The 26,533-nt window shown below is 71.2% G+C and carries 22 protein-coding genes and 1 pseudogene; 12 read left to right on the top strand and 11 right to left on the bottom strand.

The window, feature by feature from the left end; translation table 11 throughout:
* Positions 1 to 134: 134 nt before the first annotated feature.
* The 4 genes from DEI88_RS01325 to DEI88_RS01340 all read right to left on the bottom strand — a co-directional run bounded on the left by DEI88_RS01325 (position 135) and on the right by DEI88_RS01340 (position 2,400).
* A complete protein-coding gene (locus DEI88_RS01325) occupies positions 135 to 503 on the bottom strand; it encodes a GntR family transcriptional regulator (protein WP_111072179.1) in 369 nt (122 codons plus the stop codon).
* Complete coding sequence (locus DEI88_RS01330) at positions 500 to 1,159, bottom strand: DUF1684 domain-containing protein (RefSeq protein WP_258375092.1); 660 nt, start codon at positions 1,157 to 1,159, stop codon at positions 500 to 502. Before DEI88_RS01330 ends, DEI88_RS01325 begins: the two co-directional genes overlap by 4 nt.
* A gap of 100 nt (positions 1,160 to 1,259) precedes the next feature.
* Positions 1,260 to 1,751, bottom strand: coding sequence for a hypothetical protein (locus DEI88_RS01335; RefSeq protein ID WP_258375094.1), 492 nt, complete (start codon positions 1,749 to 1,751; stop codon positions 1,260 to 1,262).
* Between the two features lie 7 nt (positions 1,752 to 1,758).
* Positions 1,759 to 2,400: a GNAT family N-acetyltransferase gene (locus tag DEI88_RS01340; RefSeq protein ID WP_111027518.1), complete on the bottom strand. Its 642-nt coding sequence runs from the start codon at positions 2,398 to 2,400 to the stop codon at positions 1,759 to 1,761.
* Positions 2,401 to 2,435: 35 nt separating this feature from the next.
* Between DEI88_RS01340 and DEI88_RS01345 the strand changes: the two genes are divergently transcribed.
* On the top strand, positions 2,436 to 3,065 hold the full coding sequence (locus DEI88_RS01345; protein WP_111011249.1) for a hypothetical protein: 630 nt from the start codon (positions 2,436 to 2,438) through the stop codon (positions 3,063 to 3,065).
* Positions 3,066 to 3,123: 58 nt separating this feature from the next.
* A pseudogene (locus DEI88_RS01350) lies at positions 3,124 to 3,425 on the top strand (DUF427 domain-containing protein).
* A gap of 119 nt (positions 3,426 to 3,544) precedes the next feature.
* Here DEI88_RS01350 and DEI88_RS01355 read toward each other — a convergent pair.
* The 6 genes from DEI88_RS01355 to DEI88_RS01380 form a co-directional block, all read right to left on the bottom strand.
* A complete protein-coding gene (locus tag DEI88_RS01355; RefSeq protein ID WP_111049924.1) occupies positions 3,545 to 4,774 on the bottom strand; it encodes an Nramp family divalent metal transporter in 1,230 nt (409 codons plus the stop codon).
* Positions 4,771 to 5,460 carry a CGNR zinc finger domain-containing protein gene (locus DEI88_RS01360; RefSeq protein ID WP_258368739.1) on the bottom strand — a complete coding sequence of 230 codons (690 nt, stop codon included), beginning with the start codon at positions 5,458 to 5,460 and terminating at the stop codon, positions 4,771 to 4,773. The genes DEI88_RS01355 and DEI88_RS01360 overlap by 4 nt, the downstream gene beginning before the upstream one ends.
* 39 nt (positions 5,461 to 5,499) lie before the next feature.
* Entirely contained in the window at positions 5,500 to 5,967 is a 468-nt protein-coding gene (locus DEI88_RS01365) for a SprT-like domain-containing protein (protein ID WP_111011252.1), read from the bottom strand.
* On the bottom strand, positions 5,964 to 6,653 hold the full coding sequence (locus tag DEI88_RS01370; protein ID WP_111012108.1) for a hypothetical protein: 690 nt from the start codon (positions 6,651 to 6,653) through the stop codon (positions 5,964 to 5,966). Before DEI88_RS01370 ends, DEI88_RS01365 begins: the two co-directional genes overlap by 4 nt.
* 64 nt (positions 6,654 to 6,717) lie before the next feature.
* Positions 6,718 to 7,524, bottom strand: a complete 807-nt coding sequence (locus tag DEI88_RS01375; protein ID WP_181441239.1) for a DUF4383 domain-containing protein — start codon at positions 7,522 to 7,524, stop codon at positions 6,718 to 6,720.
* 93 nt (positions 7,525 to 7,617) lie between these two features.
* On the bottom strand, positions 7,618 to 8,457 hold the full coding sequence (locus tag DEI88_RS01380) for a spermidine synthase (protein WP_111011255.1): 840 nt from the start codon (positions 8,455 to 8,457) through the stop codon (positions 7,618 to 7,620).
* A 153-nt stretch (positions 8,458 to 8,610) separates the two neighbouring features.
* On the opposite strand from DEI88_RS01380, the gene DEI88_RS01385 reads away from it, so the two are divergent.
* The 6 genes from DEI88_RS01385 (at position 8,611) to rpoC (ending at position 20,023) form a co-directional block, all read left to right on the top strand.
* Positions 8,611 to 9,111: a hypothetical protein gene (locus tag DEI88_RS01385; RefSeq protein WP_111011256.1), complete on the top strand. Its 501-nt coding sequence runs from the start codon at positions 8,611 to 8,613 to the stop codon at positions 9,109 to 9,111.
* Positions 9,112 to 9,118: 7 nt separating this feature from the next.
* Positions 9,119 to 10,408, top strand: a complete 1,290-nt coding sequence (locus DEI88_RS01390; RefSeq protein WP_111035627.1) for a histidine kinase — start codon at positions 9,119 to 9,121, stop codon at positions 10,406 to 10,408.
* On the top strand, positions 10,405 to 11,154 hold the full coding sequence (locus tag DEI88_RS01395) for a response regulator transcription factor (RefSeq protein WP_111049920.1): 750 nt from the start codon (positions 10,405 to 10,407) through the stop codon (positions 11,152 to 11,154). The genes DEI88_RS01390 and DEI88_RS01395 overlap by 4 nt, the downstream gene beginning before the upstream one ends.
* Before the next feature lie 91 nt (positions 11,155 to 11,245).
* A complete protein-coding gene (locus DEI88_RS01400; RefSeq protein ID WP_111009883.1) occupies positions 11,246 to 12,217 on the top strand; it encodes an aldo/keto reductase in 972 nt (323 codons plus the stop codon).
* A 391-nt stretch (positions 12,218 to 12,608) separates the two neighbouring features.
* Positions 12,609 to 16,100, top strand: a complete 3,492-nt coding sequence (rpoB, locus tag DEI88_RS01405) for a DNA-directed RNA polymerase subunit beta (protein ID WP_111009882.1) — start codon at positions 12,609 to 12,611, stop codon at positions 16,098 to 16,100.
* Positions 16,101 to 16,141: 41 nt separating this feature from the next.
* Positions 16,142 to 20,023: a DNA-directed RNA polymerase subunit beta' gene (rpoC, locus tag DEI88_RS01410; protein WP_111009881.1), complete on the top strand. Its 3,882-nt coding sequence runs from the start codon at positions 16,142 to 16,144 to the stop codon at positions 20,021 to 20,023.
* Positions 20,024 to 20,227: 204 nt separating this feature from the next.
* On the opposite strand, the gene DEI88_RS01415 is transcribed toward rpoC, so the two are convergent.
* A complete protein-coding gene (locus DEI88_RS01415; protein WP_111009880.1) occupies positions 20,228 to 20,635 on the bottom strand; it encodes a VOC family protein in 408 nt (135 codons plus the stop codon).
* 79 nt (positions 20,636 to 20,714) lie between these two features.
* Here DEI88_RS01415 and DEI88_RS01420 point away from each other — a divergent pair, with 79 nt between their 5' ends.
* The 4 genes from DEI88_RS01420 to DEI88_RS01435 all read left to right on the top strand — a co-directional run bounded on the left by DEI88_RS01420 (position 20,715) and on the right by DEI88_RS01435 (position 26,474).
* On the top strand, positions 20,715 to 21,743 hold the full coding sequence (locus tag DEI88_RS01420) for a GNAT family N-acetyltransferase (RefSeq protein ID WP_111072182.1): 1,029 nt from the start codon (positions 20,715 to 20,717) through the stop codon (positions 21,741 to 21,743).
* Positions 21,744 to 21,932: 189 nt separating this feature from the next.
* Positions 21,933 to 23,603: a GspE/PulE family protein gene (locus DEI88_RS01425; RefSeq protein WP_111036952.1), complete on the top strand. Its 1,671-nt coding sequence runs from the start codon at positions 21,933 to 21,935 to the stop codon at positions 23,601 to 23,603.
* A gap of 28 nt (positions 23,604 to 23,631) precedes the next feature.
* Positions 23,632 to 25,251 carry a PilT/PilU family type 4a pilus ATPase gene (locus DEI88_RS01430; RefSeq protein ID WP_111009877.1) on the top strand — a complete coding sequence of 540 codons (1,620 nt, stop codon included), beginning with the start codon at positions 23,632 to 23,634 and terminating at the stop codon, positions 25,249 to 25,251.
* Positions 25,251 to 26,474, top strand: coding sequence for a type II secretion system F family protein (locus tag DEI88_RS01435; protein WP_111012118.1), 1,224 nt, complete (start codon positions 25,251 to 25,253; stop codon positions 26,472 to 26,474). Before DEI88_RS01430 ends, DEI88_RS01435 begins: the two co-directional genes overlap by 1 nt.
* The last annotated feature ends 59 nt before the right edge of the window (positions 26,475 to 26,533 follow it).

Raw genomic sequence — 26,533 nt, forward strand, 5'->3', positions numbered from 1 at the left:
GGGAGAGTCTCGGGGGCGTCGTACGACGCACGAGGCAGTGGAACGCCTCGAGTGCCCCCATCATATCGCCGTCGGCACCGGAGGGCCAGGGCGACGGGTGTCGGACCGCGTCCGACGGGTGCGCGCTCGGCGCGTCAGGCCTGCCAGCGGTCCCGCAGCGCCGCCACCGTCTGGTCGAACGACAGGCCGTCGTGGCGGGCCTGCTCGGCGAGGACCCGAGCGGCGGCGTCGACCGCCTCGGGCACGGCGGCAGGCCGGACCACGCGGGTCCCACCGCCGCGCGCCGTCGTGACGAGACCGGCCTCCTCGAGCAGCCCGTAGGCCTTGGCGACCGTGCCGGGAGCCAGCCGCAGTTCGCCGGCGAGGCCCCGCACGCTCGGCAAGCGCTCGCCGTCGACCAGGTAGCCGGCGGTGATCTGCGCGGCGATCTGCGAGCGGACCTGTTCGTACGGCGGGACCCGTCCGCCGGCGTCGATCGCGACGAGGTGCCCGGTGCCGCTCATCGCGCGTCCTCCGCCGCCACCACGCCGGAGCGCTCGCCCACGGGGATCGGCACGGGGACGGTGTTGCCGGGCGGCGCGAGGGGGCACGCCCATGCCGGGTCGTAGGCGCACGACGGGTTGTACGCGAAGTTGAGGTCGACCACGAGGGAGTCAGGGGCGCCACCGAGATCCGCGCCCTTGATCGTGTCGAGCAGGTAGCGACCGCCGCCGTACGTGCCCCCGGGGCGTCCCGCGTCGGCGTCCTTGACGGGCACGAACAGCCCACCGCCGTACCCGGCGTGCGCCCAGACGTCGAGCGGTCCGACGTCGGGGACCCGGACCAGGCCGACGCGGTCGAAGGCGACGATCCCGTCGGTGCCGGTCGGGACGTCGAGGTGCGCGGGCTCGGTCGGCTCGACGGCGAGCTCGAACCGCCAGGCGGGGTCGTACGCCGCCACGGGCAGCCCGGTGAACCCCACGGTGTCCTCGGGGAGGAGCGGGCTGGCGGGGTGCTCCGCGAACATCGCGTCGCGTCCGGCCCGCCACAGCGCGTGCGCCTCGGCCGGGTCCCCGACCGCACGGATCCGGCGGTACAGGTCGAAGGTGCTGCGCCGCCAGTCGATCGTGGCGAAGGTGGCGGCGGTCGTCTCGTCCACGGCGGTGCTCGCGTCGGTCACGGGAGCGAGGGTACGCCCGACGGCGATCCGGTGCCCTCCGCCGTCCACAGGGCGCGCCAGCCGCGCCCGGCTCTGGTCGGCGTCTCCGGAGGACGGGGCATCAGACGGGGGATCGGCCGCGCGCCGCCCAGGTCGGCGCGAGCATCCGCATGCGCAGGCCGCGCCACTGCCACACCACCCACATGCCCGGCCACAGCGCGACGCCGAGCCCCCACGGCCGCGTGCGGTACACGAGCCGGTCGTGCAGCAGGGTCCGTCCATCCGCGGTCGCCGTGGCCGCCATCCGGTGCCGGATCGTCATGCGCGCGAACAGGCCGGAGATCCCCCCGCCGACGTCGCGCTGCACGGGGACGCCGTCGATCTCGTACCGCTCGAGGTGCACGTGGGTCGCACCGCTCGGCAGCACGCCGAACGCGTCCGCCCGGACCCGGTGGGGCTCGTCGGGGGTCCACCGCTCCGGGAACCCGCCCGGTTCGAGCGACCGGTACACCAGCAGGGGGCGGGTCACGGCGACCATCACGGCGGGGTCGAGCAGGGCCTCCCGGACCGTGGCGACCGGGGCGTCCAGCACCACGCGGAGTCCGACGTGCACGGTTGCCTCAGGCGTGCCGGCCGGCGTGCCGACCCTCGTGGCGGCTGCCCGCGCGGCGGTCGTGGGCGGCGAGCCGCTCACGCAGACCGAGCCGGACCGTGGGCCACTCGCCGTCGGTGATCGAGTAGACGACGGTGTCGCGTCGACTGCCGTCCGGCCCGAGCCGGTGGTTGCGGAGGACGCCGTCGAGCTTCGCGCCGAGCCCCTCGATCGCGGCACGCGACTGCCGGTTGTGCCAGTGCGTGCGGAACTCGACCGCGATGCACTCCCAGACGTCGAACGCGTGGGACAGCATGAGCAGCTTCGCCTCGGGGTTGACGCCCGTGCGCTGCGCCGAGCGCGCCAGGAACGTCGCGCCGATCTCCACGTGCCGGTTCAGCTCGTCGACGTCGAGGAACGTGGTCGCCCCGACGACCCGACCCGTCGGACGGTCACGGATGGCGAACGGGACCATCGTGCCCGCCGCGTGCTCGGCCAGCCGACGGTCGATCTCGCCCTCGACCTCGGCCGGGCGGGGTACGGACGTGTACCAGGTGCGCCAGAGGTCCCCGTCCGCCACCACGGCCCGCAGGTCGTCGGCGTGCTCGTGTCCGAGCGGCTCGAGCGTGACGCGGTCGCCGATGAGGGTCGGGATCGGGTCGATGTCCATGCGGCGATGTTAGTCGTCGCGGCTACAGTGACGGGGTGCACGAGCGTGGACAGACGAAGTACCAGGTCCGGTTCGGGTGGGGCGCCGCGGGCGCGGGTCGCATCGCCGCCGACGCCCACGTGCTCGTGTGGGTCGACGTCCTCCCGACATCGGAGGTCCGGGCCGTCCTGCCGCTCCTCCCCGCGGGCCCCGAGGTCGTGCACGCGGGACTCGCGGACGCGGACCTCGTGGCGGAGCGGGTGCTGGGCCTCCAGGCCGCACTCGGTGACCGGTGCGTCGTCGCCGTGGTCGGCGCCGGTGTCGACGACGACGCGACGGCCGGCGGCGCGGCGCCGTCGCTCGAGGACGCCGGGGAGGCCGTGGCCGATCCCGCCGGCGCACCCGAGCCCGCCGTCGAGGACCTCCTCGCCGCCGGCGCGGTGGTCGACGCGCTCGCCGCTCGGGGCATCGACCACACGTCGCCCGAGGCCGCCGCGGCCTGCGCCGCTTACACGGGCCTGCGGCGTGCCGTCCGGCACCTCCTGACGGCGTCGGTGAGCGCGACGATGCTCGACGCGGTCGGCCGTCACGACCTGGTGGAGGCGGCGCTCGCCGCCCCCGCGACGCTGCGGACCCTGCGCGCCGGGGGCGCCGGCGGCGGACGGGAACACGGCCGCCGCGGGTAGCGTTCCATAACGGGAACGCGGTCGCCCGGGCCGCGGACCGATCGACCCAGGAGGACCCATGAAGGCCGTCGCCAACGGCACCGTGATCGCCGAGGCCCCGCAGGAGGACCTCATCCAGATCGAGGGAAACTGGTACTTCCCGCCGGCGAGCGTGCGGACCGACCTGCTCGAGGAGTCGGACACGCCGTACCACTGCCCGTGGAAGGGCGACACCAGTACTTCACGGTCCACGCCGGCGACCAGGTCCTGCCCGACCGCGCGTGGTCGTACCCGGACCCGATCCCGTCGTCGTTCGACCGCGTCGGCAAGGACTACAGCGGCTACGTCGCGTTCTGGAAGGAAGTCCAGGTCACCGACTGACCTGACGCGTGCCCCGCGGCCGGATCCGGACGTCCCGGGTCCGGCCGCGCTGCGTCCGGGGACGGGGGCCGGAGGCCTGCCTGCGAGCCACCTCGGACGGCAGGCAGGGGCGCGCGGGCTCAGCCGTGCAGCGTCAGCCAGATGAGCGCGACGTTGAGCGCGACGATGACGACCGCGATCACCGACGCGAGCACCCGCGTCCCGATCGCGTTGACGTCCGGCCCCATGAGGCTCCGGCGGGACGTGTACGCGACGAGCGGCACGACGGCGAACGCGATGCCGAAGCTGAGGACCACCTGGCTCACCACGAGCAGGACGGTCGGGTCGACCGCGACCGCGAGGAGCACCAGGGCGGGCACGAGCGTCAGGAGGCGCCGGAGCAGCAGCGGGATCCGGACGTGCAGCAGGCCCCGCATGATCTCCGCCCCGGCCATGCAGCCCACCGAGGTCGACGCCAACCCCGACGCGAGGAGCCCGACCGCGAACAGCACGCCCACGACCGGACCCAGGTGTGCCGTGATCGCGCGCTGGGCACCCGCGATCGTGTCGGTGCCCCCGACCCCCTGCAGCGTCGCGGCCGCCAGGACGAGCATCGCGACGTTGACCCCGCCCGCGACGACGAGCGCGAGCCCGACGTCCCAGCGGGTGGCGCGGAGCACCCGCCGGCGCTCGGTGCCCGGCGCGGCCGCCGCGTGCCGGTCCCGGCTCAGCGCGGAGTGCAGGTAGACGGCGTGCGGCATGACCGTCGCGCCGAGCATCGACGCCGCGAGCACGACCGACCCCGAGCCCTCGAACCGCGGCGCGAGTCCCGCGAGCATCGCCGACGGTGACGGATCGGTGAACACGAGGCCGGCGCAGAACCCCACGGTGAGCACGGCGAGCATGCCCGAGACGACGACCTCGAACGTCCGGGCGCCCCGGCGGGACTGCACGGCGAGCACGACGACCGACACGATCCCCGTGACGACCCCGCCGACGAACAGCGGGAGCCCGAACAGCAGGTGGAGCGCCAGTGCGCCGCCGATCACCTCGGCGACGTCGGTGGCCGCCGCGACGACCTCGGCCTGGGCCCAGAACAGCAGTCGCGCGGGGCGGCGCATGTGCGCGCCGAGCACCTCGGGCAGTGAGCGACCCGTCACGATGCCGAGCTTCGCCGACAGGTACTGCACGACCACCGCGCTCGCGTTCGCCGCGACGAGCACCCAGAGCAGCAGGTACCCGTAGCGCGCGCCGGCGGTGAGGTTCGCGGCGACGTTCCCCGGGTCGACGTACGCGATCGCCGCGACGAACGCGGGCCCGAGGAGTGCGAGACCGCCCGCCCGCCGACGTTCCGGCCGGGGGTCGGTCACCGTGCTGCGACGCGCGCGCGGTGCGCGCGGACCTTCTCGCGGTTGCCGCACCGTTGCATCGAGCACCACCGCCGGGTGCCACCGCGCGACCCGTCGTGGAACACGAGCCCGCAGTCGGCGGCCGCGCAGCGGCTCAGCCGACCGGCGTGGTCTCCCTCGACGCCGTCGAACCCGACCTCGGTGAACAGCGCGACCGCGTCACGCGCGATGCTCGACAGGGCCTGCGCGAGTCGGACGCGGTTCGCACCGGCGCGACGACGCCCTCCGGCGAGGGTCGGCGGGACGTCGGGCAGGGCGGCGAACAGGTTGACGGTGTCGATGTCGTCCGGGCGCGGTCGGACCGGGCCGGCGGGTGCGCGGAGGCCCGCGGCCACGACGCTGCCGCCGGCCGTGACGACGGGCGGTGGTGCCGCGGCCACCGCGAGGCGGGCGATCGCGCCCCGGAGCTCGCGCGCGTCGTGCAGTTCACGCTCGCCGGCGCCGACGTCCACCGGTTCGGTGTGCTCGGACAACCACTGGTCGAGGTCGGCGGGCGTCGCGAGCAGTTCGCCGAGGTGCGCCCGCGGCCGGAGTCCGTCCGGGTCGTCGGCGAAGCCGCCCGTGTGGGCGAAGTCGAGCGCGATCCGGCCCGCGTCGAAGAACCACGTCCCGCCGGACTCGGTCCTGATCTGCTGCCCGGTGTGCACGGACACCACGCTAGTCGGTTACGTCGCAGCCGGTTCAGATCAGGCCGCGCGCTCGGGTGTGCGGCGCTGCCAGGTGATCCCGTGCCGGGGGTCGTATCGCCGCGAGCACCGCGCGCACGCCATCGGGCGGTTCGGGGTGCGGTACCGGAAGTGCTCGTGGCCGGCCGGGCACGTCCCGACCCACGGCGCGAGTTCGCTCGCGATGGGCCCGTCGTGCAAGCGCGAGCCGACGTACCCGATGGCCCCCGCTGCCCGTCGCCATGCCGGACCGTGGCCGGCGCGGGCACCCGCGAGCGCGTGGGCGACCTCGTGCAGGAGCACCTGCCGGACCTCGTCATCGGTCGAGCGCAGGGCGATGTACCGGCTGACGGTGATGCGGCGGCGGCCGAAGTCGCACTGCCCGGCGCGGGTCTTCGCGTTGTCGAGGTCGAACGACCAGCTCCCGGGTTCCAGGTGGGCGTCCATGACCGCGGCGGCGATCTGCCGGACGCGGTCCAGGTCGCTCACCGGGGCAGGTCCCTCCTCGCCGCGGCGGCACGCACGGCGTCGGCTGGATCCGAGCGTCGCGAGGACGAGGGGTTCTGCAGGTGGGCACGCATCGCTTCCTCCACCGCGGCCTTGAGCGCGCTCGTCCGCTCCGGTGATGCCCCCGCGGCACGGAAGGCGTCGTGGGCGCGGTTGAGTGCGGCGCGGGCCTCCTCGTAGCGGTTCAGTTCGTACAGCGACCAGCCCTCGAGCTCGGCGGCGGCACCCTCGAGCTCGTACCACTCCTCGATCGCGGCGGTGCCCCGGGCGGTCGAGGCCTCGGTCACCGCGCGCTCGAACCGGCCGAGGTCGTGCAGCACGTGCGCGCGTCGGATGCGGGCGGACACTCCGTCGGCGCGGTCACCCGTGAAGAGAGCGAGGCGGAACCCCTCCTCGGCCACGGTGAGGGCCTCGTCGAGCCGACCGAGCAGCCGGAGCAGTTCGGCCCGCTCGGCGAGCGCTGCCGTGCTGCGGTTCTGGCCGAGGCGCTGTAGTCGCTCCTGCACGAGGGCGACGTCCACGGCGGGACGGAGGCTGATGGGCGCGAACGTGCTCCCGGGGCTGACTCCGGCGGTCCGCGGCCGCAGGTCCACCGGGTCGGTGTCCCGGAGGCGTCGGTCCGCGCGCGGGTCCCGGGGGCCGGTCGGGTCGGTCGGGAGGGGGCACATCAGGAACGAGGGTAGCCCCGTCGACCTGCGTGCGGGGTGCACTGCGCCCGCTCGGCGGCGACCGTCATCGCGTCGCTGCGGCGACGACGGCCGTGTAGACCGCGCCGAAGGCGATCGGCCCGAGCACGGCGACGACCACCGCGATGATCCCGAACACGCGGCCGCGGTCCTTGGCGATCGCGATGATGCCCTGCACGAGGGCCCAGATCCCGAAGGCCGTGCCCACGAGGGCGAGGAGACCGCCCGTCGCGATCCCCGCGAGCACGGACGGGTCCTGGCGGATCTTCGCCTGGAGCTCCGACTGGTCGACCACGCCGCCACCGCTGCGGATCTGGTCGGCGAGGCCGGGGATGTGCGCCAGGCCCTGGCCGAAGACGATCCCGCCGACGATCCCGAGCGCGAGCGCCACGATGCCTGCGATGAGCGCGATCACGCCGAGTCGACGGGACGGTCGCGCGCCGCCAGCGCTCGCCCACGCCGCGCTGCCGCCGGACGGCTGCCCGTAGGGGTGCTGCGCGTACGGCTGCCACTGCGGAGCGCCGTGCTGGGTGTCGCCCTGGTGCGGCTGGCCGTACTGGGGCTGGCCGTACTGGGGCTGGCCGTACTGCTGCCCGTCGTGCTGCTGGCCGTACTGCTGCCCGTCGTGCTGCTCGCCGTACCGGGGCTGCCCGTACTGCTGGCCGTCCTGCTGGCCGTACCGGGGCTGGCCGTCCTGCGGTGCCGGGTCCTGCCGCTCGCCGTACCGGGGCTGCCCGTCCGGCTGCTCGCCGTACCGCGGCTGCCCGTCCCGCGGGGCCTCACCGTGTCGGTCGGCGTCGGGCTGCGGCAGGCGCTCCCCCCACCGGGGTGCGTCGCGGTCGTCGTTGCTCATGGCGGTTCCCCACTCGTCCGGGTCGGTGCGACGCCGGGGGCCCGGCGGCACTGCGCTCATCCTGGCAGGACCGGCGACCCAGCGGCAGGGGACTCAGCGCCCGCTCGTGAACACGGACCGGTTCGGCTCCGGGGACCCGGTCGCGGTGTCGTCCGTCACGACGGCCGCACCGGCGATGAGCGCGGTGAGTTCGGCGCCGTGCACGACCTTGCTCGGGAGCGGGTCGGACGCGAACCGTCGGGGCATGTCGGCGAACGGCAGTTCGGTCGGCGAGGCGAGGAGCACCACGTTCCCGAACCGCCGCCCCTTGAGCATCCCCGTGTCCGCCACGGCCGCCACGGAGGGCAGCACGGCCTGCAGCGTCGCGAGCTGCCCGCGCACGAACGCCAGGCCGGCACCGTCCGCCGCGTTCACCGCGATGATCCCGGTGGGCGACAGGAGCGCGGCGAGCTCCCGGTGGAACTCGATGCTCGTCACGTGGGCCGGCGTCGTCGAGCCGCTGAAGACGTCGACCACGGCGAGGTCGACCGTCCCGGCGAGTCCCGCGGGCAGCCGTTCGAGCACGGCGCGGGCGTCGCCGTACCGGACTCGGATGGACGCGTCGCGGGGCAGGGGCAGCTCCTTGCGCACCAGGTCGACGAGGTCCCGCTCGAGTTCGATCACCTGCTGGCGGGACCCCGGGCGGGTGGCCGCGACGTACCGTGGCAGCGTCAGCGCCCCGGCGCCGAGGTGCAGCGCGGTGATCGGCCCCGACGGCAGCAGGTCGATCGCGTGGCCGATCCGCCGCACGTACTCGAAGGCCAGGTGGGTGGGGTCCTCGAGGTCGACGTGCGACTGCGGGGTGCCGTCGACGACGAGCGTGTACGACCCCGGGCGGTGCCGGTCTGGCTCGATCACGGCGATGCCGGCACCGATGCGGATTGCGTCCTCCATGCCCCCATCCTCCGCCTTGCCCCGACGAGCACGATCACCACCCGCCTGCACCCCGGTCCCCACCCGGGGGTGGTGGGGCGTCCGCGACCCGATGACGAGGCTGGATCCCGGTGGTCACGGGAGCGTCCCGACCACCGGGAGGAGACCGTCGTCATGACGCTGCAGGCCATCGGGAACATCGCGCTCGGACTCGCGCTCGTCGCGTTCCTCATGTACCGCCAGACCACCTGGCGCCGCGTCGACCCGACCCGGGTCTGGCGGATGCCGGTCGTCCTTGCCGGCGTCGGCGTGCTCTCGCTCACGCACAGCGGCGTGACCCGCGTCGGCACGGTGGACGTCGCGCTCCTCGTGGTCGAGCTCGTGCTGTCGGCCGCCGTCGGTGCGGTGATGGGCACGATGACGCGGTTCCGGACCGTGGACGCAGGTGGCCCCGGGCGGCCGTCGTCCCTGGAGGCGCGGAGCGGCTGGACCGGCGCGGCGCTCTGGCTCGTCCTCGTCCTGGTCCGCGTCGGGATCGACGTCCTCGGATCGCAGCTCGGCGCCGTCCTGCTCACCTCGACCGGGGTGGTCCTGCTCGGGATCGCGGCGAACCGGGCCGCCCGCGCGTTCGTCATCGACCGCCGGATCCCGCGCGGACCCCTCGTCCGGGCATGATGGAGCGGTGAACAGCGTGGGCCGCCCCGGCACCGGTTCGACCGACGCCCTGCTGACGGACCGCAACGGAGTCGGCTCCGCACTCAACCTCGTCGGCGTGGTCGTCGTCGCGTGGTCGACGGCCCGGTCCTTCGCCGGCGCGGACGTGCCCGTGCTCGTCGTGGTCGCCACCGGGGTCGCCCTGCTCGCGTGGGCCGTGCGGCTGTTCCTGCCCGGACGTGCCGGCCCGGCCGTCGCCGCGGTCGTGATGGTCCTCCTCGCCGCACCGGGCGTCATGGCGTCCTCGGCCGCCCTCGTCGCACCGATCATGGTCGCGCTCGTCGTCCTCGGAGCGGACCTCGCGCTGCCGGTGTGGCTCGGACCGTCGCTCGCCGCGGTCGCGGCCGTCATCGTCGCGGTCGTGGCGGCCGTCGAGGGCGTCCCGGCACTGGTCCTGCTCGGCGTGCTCGCGGGCCTCGCGGTGGCGGTCCTCATCGGGGTCAGCCGGCGGCAGGCCCGGCTCGCCAGGCGCCGGGAGGAAGCGCTCGCACACCGCGTCGCCGAGGCCGAGGCCGAGCAGCAGCGGTCCGCGTTGCTCGCCGACCGGGCTCGGGTCGCCCGCGACGTCCACGACGTCCTCGCGCACGGACTCGGCGGACTCGTCCTCCAGCTCGACGCGGTCGAGGCCCTCCTCGAGGCCGGGCGGACGGCCGAGGGCACCGCCAAGGCCGCCGATGCCCGCCGTCTCGCCGCGGACAGCCTGGTGGAGGCCCGGCGTGCGGTCGCGGCGCTCCGCGATCCGGAGGGGAGGGACGGAGCCGCACCGTCCCTCCCCGCCGCGTCCGGCGCCGCCGCGACCCGCGCCACCGTGTCCGGCACCGAGTCCGGCGCCGCCACGTCCGGCCCTGTCGACGCCGGTGCCGCCGTGCCCGGTCCTGGCGCATCCGGCGGCGGGCTCGTGCCCCTCGTGGCCGCGCACCGCTCGTTCGGCGGCGCCGTGCTCACCGAGGGCGACCTCTCGCTGCGGGACCTCGACGACGCGCACCGCGCGGTCGTCGTCGCCGCGGCCCGGGAGGCCCTGAGCAACGCCCGCAGGCACGCGCCGGGTGCCACCGTGGAGCTCTCCGTCGTCCACGGTTCCGATGCCGTCGACGTGGTCGTCACGAACCCGCTCGCCAGCGGTGGCCACGGCCTGGTCGGCATGCGGGAGCGGTTCGCGGAGCTCGGCGACGGTTCGGCCGTCCGCGCCGATCGCACGGCGGGGGAGTTCGTCGTGTCGATGCACGTGCCCCACGTGGACGGCGGCCCGCGCTCGTGACCCCGATCCGCGTCCTCGTCGCCGACGACCAGGCGATCGTCCGCGACGGGCTCGTGACGGTCCTGTCGCTCCTGCCCGACGTCGAGGTCGTCGGCGAGGCCGCCGACGGCGCCGCGGCACTCGCGCTCGTGGCGACGGAACGCCCCGACGTCGTCCTCATGGACCTCCGGATGCCCGGGGTCGACGGCGCGACGGCGACCGCGGCGATCCAGCGCGAGCACCCCGGGGTCCGCGTCCTCGTGCTCACGACCTTCGCGGACGACGCCTCGATCGTCACCGCGCTCCGTGCCGGGGCCCGCGGGTACCTGACGAAGGACGCGGGTCGAGCCGAACTCGCGGCGGCGGTCCGGGCCGTGGCGAGTGGGCAGACGACCCTGGACGCGTCGGTGGCGGCGCTCCTCGTGGCGAACCTGCCGGACGCGACCGAGCCGACGACGGGCCTCCCGGCACCGGCGGCGCCGCGGGCGACGGGCGCCGCGGATCCGGGGACCCACCCCCTGGCAGCGCCCTCGCGAGCGGCGGACCCGGCGACACCCGGGGCGCTCCGCACCCGCTGGCCGACGCTCACCCCGCGCGAGGCGGACGTGCTCGCGGCGATCGCGGCGGGTCGCACGAACCCGGAGATCGCCAGCGCGCTGTTCCTGACGGTCCCGACCGTGAAGTCGTACGTGAACCAGGTGTTCGCCAAGCTCGGCGTCCGCACCCGGGCCGAGGCGGTCGCGGTCGTCCTGTCCCCGCGCTCCTGACACCCCTCCGGCCCCGCCCATCCGAGCCGCCCCCCGGTGCGGAGCGTAGCCTCCGCTCGTCCCCCCACCCCGACCCGACAGGAGCACCTGCATGCGTCACGTCACCCTCGGAACCCTCGACGTCGGCCGACTCGGTCTCGGCTGCATGGGCATGAGCGCCTTCTACTCCGGTGCCGCCGCCGACGACGCCGCGTCGACCGCCACGATCCACCGCGCCGTCGAACTCGGCGTCACGTTCTTCGACACCGCCGAGATCTACGGCCCCTACACGAACGAGGAACTCGTCGGCGCGGCCCTCCGCGAGCACCGCGACGAGGTCGTCATCGCCACGAAGGGCGGCAACATCCGGCACCGCGGCGACGGCCAGCGCGGCACGGACGGCAGCCCCGAGAACATCCGCATCGCCGTCGAGGGCTCGCTGCAGCGCCTCGGCACCGACCACATCGACCTCTACTACCAGCACCGCATGGACCCGGACACCCCGATCGAGGACACGGTCGGCGCGTTCGCGGAGCTCATCGAGCAGGGCAAGATCCTGCACTACGGCCTGTCCGAGGCGGCGCCCGAGCGGATCCGAGCCGCGCACGCCGTGCACCCGGTCACCGCCGTGCAGTCGGAGTACTCGCTGTGGACGCGGGACCCGGAGGAGGCCGTCATCCCCGTCCTCCGCGAACTCGGCATCGGCTTCGTGCCGTACTCGCCGCTCGGCCGCGGGTTCCTCACCGGCGCGCTCCGTGACCCCTCGAAGCTCGACGCCGACGACTTCCGTCGGAACAACCCGCGGTTCCAGGGCGAGGCGCTCCAGCAGAACCTGGCGATCGTCGACGAGGTCGAGCGCATCGCCCGCGAGGTCGACGCGACCCCGGCGCAGATCGCGCTCGCGTGGGTGCTCGCCAAGGGCGACGACATGGCGCCCATCCCCGGGACGAAGCGCATCGAGCGGCTCGAGGAGAACCTCGCGGCCGACGACCTCGTGCTGACGCCCGAGCAGATGGCCGCGCTCGACCGGCTCGAGCCGGCCGCGGGCGACCGCTACCCGGACATGTCGGGCCTCAACATCTGAGGACGCGCGCCCCGACGGACGGACGCGGGCAGCGCCTCCTGGCAGTGGGAATGCCGGGAGGCGCTGCCCGCTTATACACTCCGGTGCGGATTCCGGTCAACTACGGACTGGACAGCACCGAAACCGGCGACCTATGATAGAGGTTCGCGCTCCCTGGCATCGGTGTCGTCATATTGCGGTCGACCAAGGCCCCTGGTGCAGCGCTCCGGCTCTACCCCGTATATGGCGGCGGGGGTGACGGAGCAGCTCGCCTGATCATCCCACACCGACTCATCGGACCCAGGTCCGACACGGTGCGGGGTGCCCACCCGGGGTCGCCGAGCGATCAGTCCATCCACCTACATACTGCCCGTCAGTATCGGCCCGACGGGGCCATCCGGAGGTTACCCCCTTGGCTGCTGCGCCCAACGCATCCACCAACTCACCCAAGAACGGCCGCGCTCACCAGCGGCTCTCGTTCGCCAAGATCAAGGACACGCTCACCGTCCCCGATCTCCTCGCCCTCCAGACCGAGAGCTTCGACTGGCTCGTCGGCAACGACACCTGGAAGGCCCGCCTCGCCGAGGGGCAGGAGCAGGGTCGCACGGACCTCGCGCTCCACTCCGGGCTCGAGGAGATCTTCGAGGAGATCTCCCCGATCGAGGACCTGGGCGAGACCATGCAGCTCTCGTTCACGGCCCCCGAGCTCGAGGACCCCAAGTACTCGATCGACGAGTGCAAGGAGCGCGGCAAGACCTACGCCGCGCCGCTGTACGTCAACGCCGAGTTCATGAACCACATGACCGGTGAGATCAAGACGCAGACCGTGTTCATGGGCGACTTCCCGCTCATGACCGAGCGCGGCACGTTCATCATCAACGGCACCGAGCGCGTCGTCGTCTCGCAGCTCGTCCGTTCGCCCGGTGTGTACTTCGAGCGCGCCCAGGAGAAGACGTCCGACAAGGACATCTACTCCGCTCGCGTCATCCCGTCGCGCGGTGCCTGGCTCGAGTTCGAGATCGACAAGCGCGACCAGGTCGGTGTCCGCATCGACCGCAAGCGCAAGCAGTCCGTCACGGTCTTCCTCAAGGCGCTCGGCCTGACGAGCGAGGAGATCCTCGACGAGTTCAAGGGCTTCGCGTCGATCGAGGCCACCCTCGAGAAGGACGCCATCCTCACCAAGGAGGAGGCGCTCAAGGACATCTACCGCAAGCTCCGTCCGGGCGAGCAGGTCGCTGCCGAGGCCGCGCGTGCGCTCCTCGACAACTTCTACTTCAACCCGAAGCGGTACGACCTGGCCAAGGTGGGTCGCTACAAGATCAACCGCAAGCTCGGCATCGACGCGCCGCTGTCCGACTCGGTCCTGACCGTCGCCGACATCGTCGCGACCATCAAGTACCTCGTCGCGCTCCACGCCGAGCAGAAGACGCTGAACGGCGTCCGCGACGGCGAGCCGGTCCAGCTCCGCCTCGACGTCGACGACATCGACCACTTCGGCAACCGTCGCATCCGCGCCGTCGGCGAGCTCATCCAGAACCAGGTCCGCACCGGTCTGTCCCGCATGGAGCGCGTCGTCCGCGAGCGCATGACCACGCAGGACATCGAGGCGATCACGCCGCAGACCCTGATCAACGTCCGCCCCGTCGTGGCCGCGATCAAGGAGTTCTTCGGGACCAGCCAGCTGTCGCAGTTCATGGACCAGAACAACCCGCTCGCGGGCCTGACGCACAAGCGTCGTCTGTCGGCCCTCGGTCCGGGTGGTCTGTCGCGTGAGCGTGCCGGCGTCGAGGTCCGCGACGTCCACCCGTCGCACTACGGCCGCATGTGCCCGATCGAGACCCCGGAAGGCCCGAACATCGGCCTCATCGGTTCGCTCGCCTCGTTCGCCCGGATCAACTCCTTCGGGTTCATCGAGACGCCGTACCGCCGAGTGGTCAACGGTCAGGTCACGACGAACATCGACTACCTCACCGCCTCGGAAGAGGACGACTACGTCGTCGCCCAGGCGAACGCCCCGCTGACGAGCGACTTCAACTTCGTCGACGACAAGGTGCTCGTCCGCAAGAAGGGCGGCGAGGTCGAGCTCGTCGACAAGGCCGAGGTCGACTACATGGACGTCTCGCCGCGCCAGATGGTGTCGGTCGCGACCTCGCTCATCCCCTTCCTCGAGCACGACGACGCGAACCGCGCCCTCATGGGTGCGAACATGCAGCGCCAGGCCGTGCCGCTCCTCCGCTCCGAGTCGCCGCTCGTCGGCACCGGCATGGAGGGCTACACCGCGATCGACGCCGGTGACGTCGTCACCGCCGACGCCGCTGGTGTCGTGTCCGAGGTGTCGGCCGACGCGGTCACCGTCCAGCTCGACGAGGGCGGGACGCAGACCTACTACCTGCGCAAGTTCGACCGCTCGAACCAGGGCACGAGCTACAACCACCGCGTGATCGTCAACGCCGGTGAGCGCATCGAGGCCGGCGAGGTCATCGCCGACGGCCCCGCGACGGAGAACGGCGAGCTCGCGCTCGGCAAGAACCTCCTCGTCGCGTTCATGCCGTGGGAGGGCTACAACTACGAGGACGCGATGATCCTGTCGCAGAACCTCGTGAAGGACGACGTCCTCTCCTCGATCCACATCGAGGAGTACGAGGTCGACGCCCGCGACACCAAGCTGGGTAAGGAGGAGATCACCCGCGACCTGCCGAACGTCAGCCCGGACCTCCTGGCCGACCTCGACGAGCGCGGCATCATCCGCATCGGTGCCGAGGTCCGCCCCGGCGACATCCTGGTCGGCAAGGTCACGCCGAAGGGCGAGACCGAGCTCAGCGCCGAGGAGCGCCTGCTCCGCGCGATCTTCAACGAGAAGTCGCGCGAGGTCCGTGACACCTCGCTCAAGGTGCCGCACGGTGAAGAGGGCACGATCATCGGCGTCAAGGTGTTCGACGCGCAGGACGGCGACGACGAGCTCGGCTCGGGCGTCAACCAGCGCGTGGTCGTCTACATCGCCCAGAAGCGCAAGATCACCGCGGGTGACAAGCTCGCCGGCCGCCACGGGAACAAGGGCGTCATCTCGACGATCCTCCCGGTCGAGGACATGCCGTTCCTCGCCGACGGCACGCCGGTGGACATCGTCCTCAACCCGCTCGGCGTCCCCGGCCGCATGAACTTCGGCCAGGTCCTCGAGATCCACCTCGGGTGGCTCGCCAAGCAGGGCTGGAACGTCGAGGGCATCCAGGAGTGGGCCGAGAACCTGCCGGAGGCCGCGCGCACCGCGGCTCCGGGCACGAAGGTCGCGACCCCGGTGTTCGACGGCGCGGCGGAGCGCGAGATCGAGGGACTCCTCGACTCGACCCTCCCGAACCGCGACGGTGAGCGGCTGATCGGCTCCTCGGGCAAGGCGCAGCTCTTCGACGGTCGCTCCGGCGAGCCGTTCCCGGAGCCCGTCTCGGTCGGCTACATGTACATCCTGAAGCTGCACCACCTGGTGGACGACAAGATCCACGCCCGCTCGACCGGTCCGTACTCGATGATCACGCAGCAGCCGCTGGGTGGGAAGGCGCAGTTCGGCGGTCAGCGCTTCGGCGAGATGGAGGTCTGGGCCCTCGAGGCCTACGGCGCCGCGTACGCCCTCCAGGAGCTCCTCACGATCAAGTCCGACGACATCCTCGGCCGCGTCAAGGTGTACGAGGCGATCGTCAAGGGCGAGAACATCCAGGAGCCCGGCATCCCGGAGAGCTTCAAGGTCCTCATGAAGGAGATGCAGTCGCTCTGCCTGAACGTCGAGGTCCTCTCGGCCGACGGCACCGCGGTCAGCCTCCGCGACACGGACGACGAGGTCTTCCGCGCCGCTGAAGAGCTCGGCATCAACATCTCCTCGCGGTTCGAGTCGTCCACGATCGACGACATCTGATCCCGCCCGACACACGTCAGATCCAGCAAGAGAGAAGAACATTGCTCGAAGCAACTTCCTTTGACGCACTGCGGATCGGCCTCGCCACGGCCGACGACATCCGTCAGTGGTCGTACGGCGAGGTCAAGAAGCCGGAGACCATCAACTACCGCACCCTCAAGCCCGAGAAGGACGGTCTGTTCGGCGAGCAGATCTTCGGTCCCTCCCGCGACTGGGAGTGCGCCTGCGGCAAGTACAAGCGCGTCCGGTTCAAGGGCATCGTCTGCGAGCGCTGCGGTGTCGAGGTCACCAAGTCCTCGGTCCGCCGTGACCGCATGGGCCACATCGAGCTCGCCGCGCCCGTCACGCACATCTGGTACTTCAAGGGCGTCCCGTCGCGCCTCGGGTACCTGCTCGACATGGCGCCGAAGGACCTCGAGAAGGTCATCTACTTCGCGGCGTACATGATCATCGACATCGACGAGGAGGGCCGTCACGCCGATATGCCCGGCCTCGAGAACGAGATGCGCCTCGAGATCAAGAACCTCGAGAACCAGCGCGACTCGATCATCGCCGACCGCCTCAAGAAGCTCGAGGACGACCTCGCGGCGCTCGAGGAAGAGGGCGCCAAGAGCGACCAGAAGCGTCGCACCAAGGACGGCGCCGAGAAGGAGATGTCGCAGGTCCGCAAGTCCTTCGACGAGGACATCACGCGCCTCGAGCGGGTGTGGGAGGACTTCCGCAACCTCAAGGTCGGCGACCTCAAGCCCGAGGACGCCGTGTTCCACGAGCTCCAGGACCGGTACGGGATCTACTTCGACGCCTACATGGGCGCCGAGGCGATCAAGCTCCGGCTCGAGGGCTTCGACCTGAACGCCGAGGCCGAGGCGCTGCACCTGCAGATCGCCGAGGGCAAGGGCCAGAAGAAGATCCGCGCGATCAAGCGTCTCCGCGTCGTGAACTCCTTCCTCATCACCGGCAACTCGCCGGCGGCGATGGTCCTCGACGTCGTGCCGGTGATCCCGCCGGAGCTGCGCCCGATGGTGCAGCTCGACGGTGGCCGCTTCGCCACGAGTGACCTCAACGACCTCTACCGTCGTGTGATCAACCGCAACAACCGTCTCCGCCGCCTGCTCGACCTCGGTGCCCCCGAGATCATCGTGAACAACGAGAAGCGCATGCTGCAGGAGGCCGTGGACGCGCTGTTCGACAACGGTCGCCGTGGTCGTCCGGTCACGGGTACCGGCAACCGCGCCCTCAAGTCCCTGAGCGACATGCTCAAGGGCAAGCAGGGTCGCTTCCGCCAGAACCTGCTCGGCAAGCGCGTCGACTACTCCGGTCGTTCGGTCATCATCGTGGGCCCGCAGCTCAAGCTCCACCAGTGCGGTCTCCCGAAGCAGATGGCGCTCGAGCTGTTCAAGCCGTTCGTCATCAAGCGCCTGATCGACCTGTCGCACGCACAGAACATCAAGGCCGCCAAGCGCATGGTCGAGCGGTCGCGCGCGCAGGTGTGGGACGTCCTCGAGGAGATCATCCGCGAGCGCCCCGTGCTGCTCAACCGCGCGCCCACGCTGCACCGCCTCGGCATCCAGGCCTTCGAGCCGCAGCTCGTCGAGGGCAAGGCGATCCAGCTCCACCCGCTCGTGTGTGCCGCGTTCAACGCGGACTTCGACGGTGACCAGATGGCCGTGCACCTGCCGCTGTCGGTCGAGGCCCAAGCCGAGGCCCGCATCCTGATGCTCGCCTCGAACAACATCCTCAAGCCGTCGGACGGCCGCCCGGTGACCCTGCCCGCGCAGGACATGATCATCGGTCTGCACCACCTGACGACCGTCACCGAGGGTGCCGTGGGCGAGGGCCGCGCGTTCTCGTCCGTCGCCGAGGCGATCCTCGCGAAGGACCAGGGGTCGCTCCACCTGAACGCGCTCGTGAAGATCCGCATGTCGGACCTCCACTTCGCCGAGGGCGAGGCCCCCGAGGGCTTCGAGGCCGGTCAGCCGTTCATCCTCGAGACGACCCTCGGTCGCGCGCTCTTCAACGAGACCCTCCCGGCGGACTACCCGTTCGTCCAGAAGGTCGCGGACAAGGGCACGCTGTCGTCGATCGTGAACGACCTCGCGGAGCGGTACCCCAAGGTCGAGGTCGCTGCGGCGCTCGACCGGATCAAGGACGCCGGCTTCTACTGGGGCACCCGCTCGGGCGTCACGGTGGCGCTGTCGGACGTCGTGACCCCGCCCCGCAAGAAGGAGATCATCGCCGGCTACGAGACGCAGGCGGCGAAGGTCCAGGGCGAGTTCGACAAGGGTCTGATCACCGACGCCGAGCGTCGCGCGGACCTGATCAAGATCTGGACCGAAGCCACGAACGAGATCGCGCAGGAGATGCGTGACAACTTCCCGAAGGACAACACCATCAACCGCATGGTGTCCTCGGGTGCTCGTGGTAACTGGCTCCAGGTCCGGAACATCGCCGGTATGCGTGGTCTGGTGAACAACCCGAAGGGCGAGATCATCGCCCGCCCGATCATCAACTCCTACCGGGAGGGCCTGACCGTGGCGGAGTACTTCATCGCCACGCACGGTGCCCGCAAGGGCCTCGCCGACACCGCGCTCCGCACGGCGGACTCCGGGTACCTCACCCGTCGTCTCGTCGACGTGTCGCAGGACGTCATCATCCGTGAGGACGACTGCGGGACGACGCGTGGGCTCGAGCTGCCGATCGCGACCAAGGACGCGGACGGCACGATGCACCGCGACGCCACGGTCGAGAACACCGTGTACTCCCGCACGCTCGCGACCGCGGTCACGGACGAGCAGGGCACGGTCCTCGCCGAGGCCGGTGAGGACGTCGGTGACGTCCTCATCGACAAGCTCGTCGCGGCGGGTGTCGAGAGCATCAAGGTGCGCTCGGTCCTGACGTGCGAGTCGGCGGTCGGCGTCTGCGCGAAGTGCTACGGCCGCTCGCTCGCCACGGGCAACCTGGTGGACATCGGCGAGGCCGTCGGCATCATCGCGGCCCAGTCGATCGGCGAGCCCGGCACGCAGCTCACGATGCGCACGTTCCACACGGGTGGTTCGGCGTCGGCGGACGACATCACGCAGGGTCTGCCCCGCGTGACGGAGCTCTTCGAGGCCCGCACCCCGAAGGGTGCGTCGCCCATCGCGGAGGCCGCCGGTCGCGTGACGATCGAGGACACGGACAAGCAGCGTCGGGTCATCCTGACGCCGGACAACGGTGACGAGCCGTTCGTCTACCCGGTGCTCAAGCGTGCGACCCTCCTCGTCGAGGACGGCCAGCACGTCGAGCTCGGCGAGCAGTTCATCGCCGGCACGGTCGACCCGAAGGAGGTCCTCCGGGTCAAGGGTGTCCGCGAGGTGCAGAAGCACCTGGTGGGCGGCGTGCAGGACGTGTACCGCTCGCAGGGTGTGCCGATCCACGACAAGCACATCGAGGTCATCGTCCGCCAGATGCTCCGCAAGGTGACGGTCGTCGACCACGCCGACACCGAGCTGCTCCCGGGTGAGCTCGTCGACCGTTCGCGGTACAACGAGATCAACCGTGCGGCGCTCCAGGAGGGCAAGAAGACCGCTTCCGCCCGCCAGGAGGTCATGGGCATCACCAAGGCGTCCCTCGCGACCGAGTCGTGGCTGTCCGCCGCGTCCTTCCAGGAGACCACCCGCGTCCTGACGCAGGCGGCCATGGAGGGCAAGCAGGACCAGCTCGTCGGTCTCAAGGAGAACGTCATCATCGGCAAGCTCATCCCCGCGGGGACGGGCCTCAGCCGGTACCGGAACGTGGACGTCCAGGCCACCGAGGAAGCCAAGGCGGAGCGGTACCCCAACCGCATCTTCGCCGACGACTCCTCGTTCTCGGACGCCGACCTGAGCTTCGTCGACTTCGACAGCTTCTCGTCGGACGACTTCACGCCGGGTACCTACAACTGAGTCAGGTGACCACGAAGGGCCCCGCACCGATCATCGGTGCGGGGCCCTTCCGCGTTCCCCGGTCCTCCGGTCCCTTCGGGAGATCGCAGTCGTCGCCGTTCCGACCGGGGTCGGAGCGACAACCACTGCGATCTCGCCGGTGCTCTGTGGCCGGCCGCGGTCGGGAGGCGCGGCGCGGGGCCGCCCCGTGCCTCCCGACCGGCGTCAGCCCTTGCCGGGCGCGCGACCGGCGTCGCTGTCGCGCCCGGACTCGTCACGACCGGTCTCGTCGATGAGCGAGTAGAGGCTCAACACGTTGCCGTCGGGATCGCGGAAGTCGAAGTACTCGACGGCGCCGGGGACCCGGGCGATCGGGCCGACGTCGATGCCGAGGGCGCCGATCCGCGCGTGCTGGGCGGCGACGTCATCGACGCCGAACCGGACGGCCACGCACTGCTCCTCGGCGTGCTCGTCCTCGTACAGCTGGATCCAGATGCCGCTGACCTCGTACTCGGCGACGCCGTCGGCGGGCTCGAGGTCGGGCTCGGCGCGCTCGAACACCGCGCCGTACCAGAGGCACGATGCCTCGATGTCGGTGACGGGGAGCCCGACGGTCACGCTCGTGATGTCCATGGTCCATCTTGCGACACCGGCGCTGTGCCCGTCGAGATCCCCGCCGCGCCGGACGGACGGTTCCTGGGAGACTGGCGGCATGAGCACCAGCACCACGTCCCTCGCCGAGCGGGTGACCGCTCCGGCGGCCCTGTCGCTGCCCACGTCGATCGCCGGGCTGTCGTTCCGGCCGCTCGAGCAGCGTGACCTCGAGGCCGTGCACCAGCTCATCGTCGCCGCTGCCGCGGTCGACGCCCCCACGTGGCGGCCCTCCCGAGGGGAGATCGCCCACTGGTTCTCCACAAGTGGCGTCGATCCGCAGCGGGACGGCCTCGTCGGCGTCGATGCTGGTGGGCATGTCATGGCTGCAGCGCTCGACCTCGCGGTCCCCGGACGCGAGACCATGCTCCGCGTCCTGCTCCTCGGCGCCGTGCACCCCGACGTCCGCGGGCAGGGGATCGGCCGGCGCGTCCTCGCCTGGCAACTCGGTCGCGGTCGGCAGCTCCTCGCGGCCTCGGAGCTCACGGTGCCGGGCATGCTCGAACTCGCCGCGGCCGAGGGCTCGGGACCGCTGCGCCTCGCCGCACGCGCCGGTCTGGTGCCGCTCCGGTACTGGCTCGAGCTCGAACGTGACCTCGCCGATCCGATCCCCGAGCGCGCCGTCCCGGACGGGTTCGTGCTCCGGCCGTCCGTCGAGTCCGACGTCGAGGCGATCCGCATCGCCCGGAACGACGCCTTCCGCGACCACTGGGGATCGCAGTCGACCCCGGCCGAGGACTGGGCGCGCCGGTTCCACGAGGACACCTTCCGCTTCGACCTCTCGTACGTCGTCGTCGACGGGTCGGGAGTCGTGGTCGCGTTCTCGGTCACCGAGGTCGATCCCGACGCCTTCGCGGCCCGGGGCGGATCGCACGCCTACGTCGACTACGTGGGGGTCGTGCGCGACCACCGAGGGCGGGGACTCGCCCCGCTCGTGCTCGGCGCGACCATGCGGGCAGCCCAGCGGGCCGGCCTCGACAACGTCGTGCTCGACGTCGACGCGGAGAACCCCTCCGGGGCGCTCGGCCTCTACGAGCGGATGGGGTTCGTACGGGCGCGCACGACCGTCAGCCACGCAGCGCTGTTCTGATCCAGCGCGGTCCCCCCTCTTTCTGGGACTGCGCCCGGATCATGCGCACGAATTAGCGTGGGTCAACGTCCGAGAACGCGGCGTCCCGGGTCTGATCCGCATCGCGTTCCGGCCGCATCGACGAGGTCTCGGTCATCCCTGCCGTGCCGCGTCCCCTGATCGTGCGAGAACAAGGAGGTGAGGAGCGCCATGGCGACCCTCTCGGAGATCCTCATCCTCAACGGCGCGCTGCCGATCGAGCACCTCGACACCCTCACCGGCGACGAGCAGGTGGACGAGCGGGCGATCCGGTCTCTCGTCGACCAGGGCGTCGTGAGCGAGGCCCAGTTCGTCACGGCGCGTGCGGCGTCGAACAACTCGAAGTCCGTGCCGCTCACCGACTACCCCGTCGACGGCACCGCGGTGTCCATGCTCCCGGCCGCCCTGTGTCGTCGGCACGGGATCCTCGGCGTCGGGTTCGAGGGCGAGGCCCTCGTCCTCGCGATGGTGAACCCCGCGAACGTGCTCGCCCTCGATGACGCCCGTGCCGCGTCCGGTCGGGTCATCAAGCCGCTGCAGGTGGACGAGCGCGACATGGTCGCCGCACTCGACCGGTACCTCCGTGCGGACGACGAACTCAACGACCTGACCTCCTCGCTCGAGGAGGAAGCTGGTGTGCACCACGACGAGCAGGTCGACATCGGCGACGGTGGCCTCGACGACGTCCCGATCGTCCGGTTCGTGAACCTGCTCGTGTCGCAGGCGATCCAGGACCACGCGTCCGACATCCACATCGAGCCCGGCGAGCACGACGTCCGGGTCCGCTACCGCATCGACGGCGTGCTGCACGAGATGACGCCGGCGCCGAAGAACATCCAGAACGGTGTCATCAGCCGGCTCAAGATCATGAGCGACATCGACATCGCCGAGCGACGGAAGCCGCAGGACGGCCGCATGTCCGTGCGGCACGGCGGCCGGCAGATCGACCTCCGCGTCGCGACGCTCCCCACCGTGTGGGGCGAGAAGGTCGTCATGCGGATCCTCGACAACTCGAACACGTCGATGTCCCTGCGCGACCTCAACCTGCTCGAGCGCAACGCCGAGGCGTACAAGCGCTCCTACTCCAAGCCGTACGGCATGATCCTCGTCACGGGCCCGACGGGTTCCGGCAAGTCGACCACGCTGTACACGACGTTGAACGCCGTCGCGAAGCCCGAGATCAATGTCATCACCGTCGAGGACCCGGTGGAGTACCGGATGCCGGGCGTCAACCAGGTGCAGGTCAACCCGAAGGCGGGCCTGACCTTCGCCTCGGCGCTGCGGAGCATCCTCCGGTCCGACCCCGACGTGGTCCTGCTCGGTGAGATCCGCGACCACGAGACGGCCCAGATCGCCATCGAGGCGTCGCTCACCGGTCACCTCGTGCTCTCGACCCTCCACACGAACGACGCCCCGAGCGCGGTCACCCGCCTCACCGAGATGGGCATCGAGCCGTTCCTCGTCGGCTCTGCCCTCGACTGCGTCGTCGCGCAGCGCCTCGCCCGCAAGCTCTGCGACCGCTGCAAGGCACCGGCGAACCACACCATGGAGCGACTCCGGGACCTCCGCTTCATCGACGACGTGGCGCAACCCCTGCCGACCGTGTACGCACCGGTCGGCTGCGCCGTGTGCTCGAACACCGGGTACCGCGGCCGCATCGCCCTGCACGAGGTCATGACGGTCTCCGAGGAGATCGAGCGCCTCGCCGTCTCCCGCAGCTCGAGCGTCGAGATCAGCCGGGTCGCCCAGGCCCAGGGCATGCTCACGCTCCGCCAGGACGGCTGGGAGAAGGTCAAGCTCGGCCTCACCAGCGTCGAGGAGATCCTGCGCGTCGTCGCGTAGCCCAGAGAACGAACGAACAGGTCATCGCATGAGTGATTCGGTCTACGACCTCGGTGCCGGCTCGGACGAGCCCGTCGCCGGATGGCATCCCGGCTCCGCGGGCAACGTCGTCGGTGGACGGCGCGCGGCGCGGCTCGCGGAGACCGGCCAGCAGCCGGTCGTCGCGGGCACCGGGCGTGTGTTCGACCTGTCGGAGGATGCTGCGTGGGCCGCGGCGAACACGGCGTCGGTGTCGTCCCCGTACTCGGAGCCGGTGTACGCCTCGCCCGACGGCAGCGTCCCGGCGACACCGCCGGCACCGCAGTACCCCGTCGCCTCCTCCGTCGCCTATGCCGCTCCGTCCGAGGTCGCGACCGCCCAGGTGCCGGTACAACCCGCCCCGCCGACCACGGTCCTCCCGACCCCTGCGTTCGTGCCGGCGCCCCCCGCGCACGTCGCCGCGGCGGTCCCCACCGACGACGACGCGGTCGTCATCGAGTACACGCGACACGCGCGTGAGGTCGCCGACCCGGACCTCGTCGTCGCCCTCTCGCAGGTCGTGTACCAGGGCGCGTCGGACCTCCACGTCACCGCGGACGCGGCACCGACCGTGCGCGTCGACGGTTCGCTCCGTCCCGCCGTGCCGGGAGGCCCGTGGTCGCGTGACAAGGTCATCAACGCGCTCACGACACTGCTCAGCCCGGAGCAGCTGCGGCAGTTCGAGTCGGAGCAGGAACTCGACTTCGCGTACTCGCTGTCGACCGAGTCGCGGTTCCGCGTGAACTTCTACCAGCAGCGCGGGAACTGGGGCGCGGCCTTCCGCATCATCCCCACCAGGATCAAGAGCCTCAAGCAGCTGGGCATCCCGGAGCACATCGGCGAGTTCGCCAAGTTGCCCCGTGGGCTCGTGCTCGTCACCGGCCCGACGGGGTCCGGCAAGTCGACGACCCTCGCGGCGCTCATCGACCTCGTCAACGAGACCCGCGCCGACCACATCGTGACGGTCGAGGACCCGATCGAGTTCATGCACGAGCACAAGAAGGCGATCATCAACCAGCGCGAGGTCGGGGCCGACACCCGCTCGTTCGCGCAGGCGCTCAAGCACGTGCTCCGCCAGGACCCGGACGTCATCCTCATCGGCGAGCTCCGCGACCTCGAGACCATCTCGGTCGCGCTCACCGCGGCCGAGACCGGCCACCTGGTGTTCGCGACCCTGCACACGCAGAGTGCGCCCGGCACCATCGACCGTGTCATCGACGTCTTCCCGCCGCACCAGCAGGGGCAGATCCGGACCCAGCTCGCCGCGACCCTGCAGGGTGTCGTCTGCCAGACCCTCGTGCCCAAGGCGAACGGCTCGGGCCGCGTCGTGGCGACCGAGGTCATGGTGACCACGCCCGCCATCGCGAACCTCGTGCGTGAGGGCAAGACGTACCAGATCGTCTCGGCCATGCAGGCCGGCGGTGACGCCGGCATGCACACGATGGACCAGGACCTCGCCGAACTCGTCAACGTGGGCACCATCACGCGCCGGGCCGCGCTCGAGAAGGTGCACGACGAAGAGGGCTTCGGTCGCCTCGTCCAGCGCGTCGAGTCGCCGTCCGACTCGTCCGCCGCCGCCATCGCCGCGAGCGAGATCGACTTCGGCGACAAGTACTCGGGAGGCTACTGATGACCCTGGCGTTCGACTACCGCGGGCGTGACACCGCAGGCAAGCTCGTCAAGGGCAAGCTCGACGCCGCGAGTGAGGGTGCCGCCGTCGCGAGGCTCCGCACCATGGGCATCTCGCCGATCGCGCTCGACGAGGCCAAGCCGGGCACGGGCCTCCAGGCCGAGATCAAGATCCCGGGGTTCCAGAAGGGCGTCGGGCTCAAGGACCTCGCCATCATGGCGCGTCAGGCGTCCACCATGCTCTCGTCCGGCCTGTCGCTGCTCCGCGCACTGACGATCCTGGCCGACCAGACCGAGTCGAAGAAGCTCAAGGAGATCCTCGGCAAGGTCCGCGACGAGGTCGAGCAGGGCGTCTCGTTCTCGGACGCCGTGTCGAAGTACCCCGTCGAGTTCCCGCCGATCATGATCAACATGATCCGTGCGGGTGAGACCGGCGGGTTCCTCGACCAGGCGATGGACTCGATCGCGATGAACTTCGAGAAGGAACACAAGCTCCGCTCGACGATCAAGTCCGCGATGACCTACCCGACCGTCGTGCTGATCATGTCGCTGGCCAGCGTCGTGATCATGCTCATCTTCATCGTGCCGATCTTCCAGAACATGTTCGCGAGTCTCGGCGGCAAGCTCCCGTTGCCGACGATGATGCTCGTGTACGCATCGCATGCCATGGTCTGGCTCGGTCCGGTCCTGGCGGTGCTGATCATCGTCGGGTGGCTCTGGTACCGCGCCAACAAGAACACCGACCGGGTGCGTGGGTTCCTCGACCCGATCCGGCTCAAGTTGCCGGTGTTCGGGCAATTGAGCACCAAGATCGTGATCGCCCGGTTCGCCCGCAATTTCGCGAACATGATCGGCGCCGGCGTGCCCATCCTGCAAGCGTTGAAGATCGTCGGCGAAGTGTCGAACAACTTCGTGGTGGAAAAGGCCCTGGACCGCGTCGCCGAATCCGTCCGAAAAGGTGAATCGATCGCCGCTCCACTGGCGCGGGAGAGTGTCTTTCCGCAAATGGTGAGTCAAATGGTCGCGGTCGGCGAGGACGCCGGTTCCATGGAGGTCATGCTCGAGAAGATCGCGGTGTTCTACGACGCCGAGGTCGAGTCGACCACCGAAGCCCTGACCTCCTTGATCGAGCCGCTGCTCATCGCGTTCCTCGGCGTCGTGGTCGGCGGGATGATCGTCGCGCTGTACCTGCCGATCTTCCAGATCACCACGCTCATCCACTGAATCTGACCGGAATGCCCCCGTGCGGGGGTGGTTCGCCCGCGAACTGCCCCCGTTTCTGG

The sequence above is a fragment of the Curtobacterium sp. MCBD17_003 genome (genome assembly GCF_003234885.2).
Lineage (GTDB): Bacteria > Actinomycetota > Actinomycetes > Actinomycetales > Microbacteriaceae > Curtobacterium.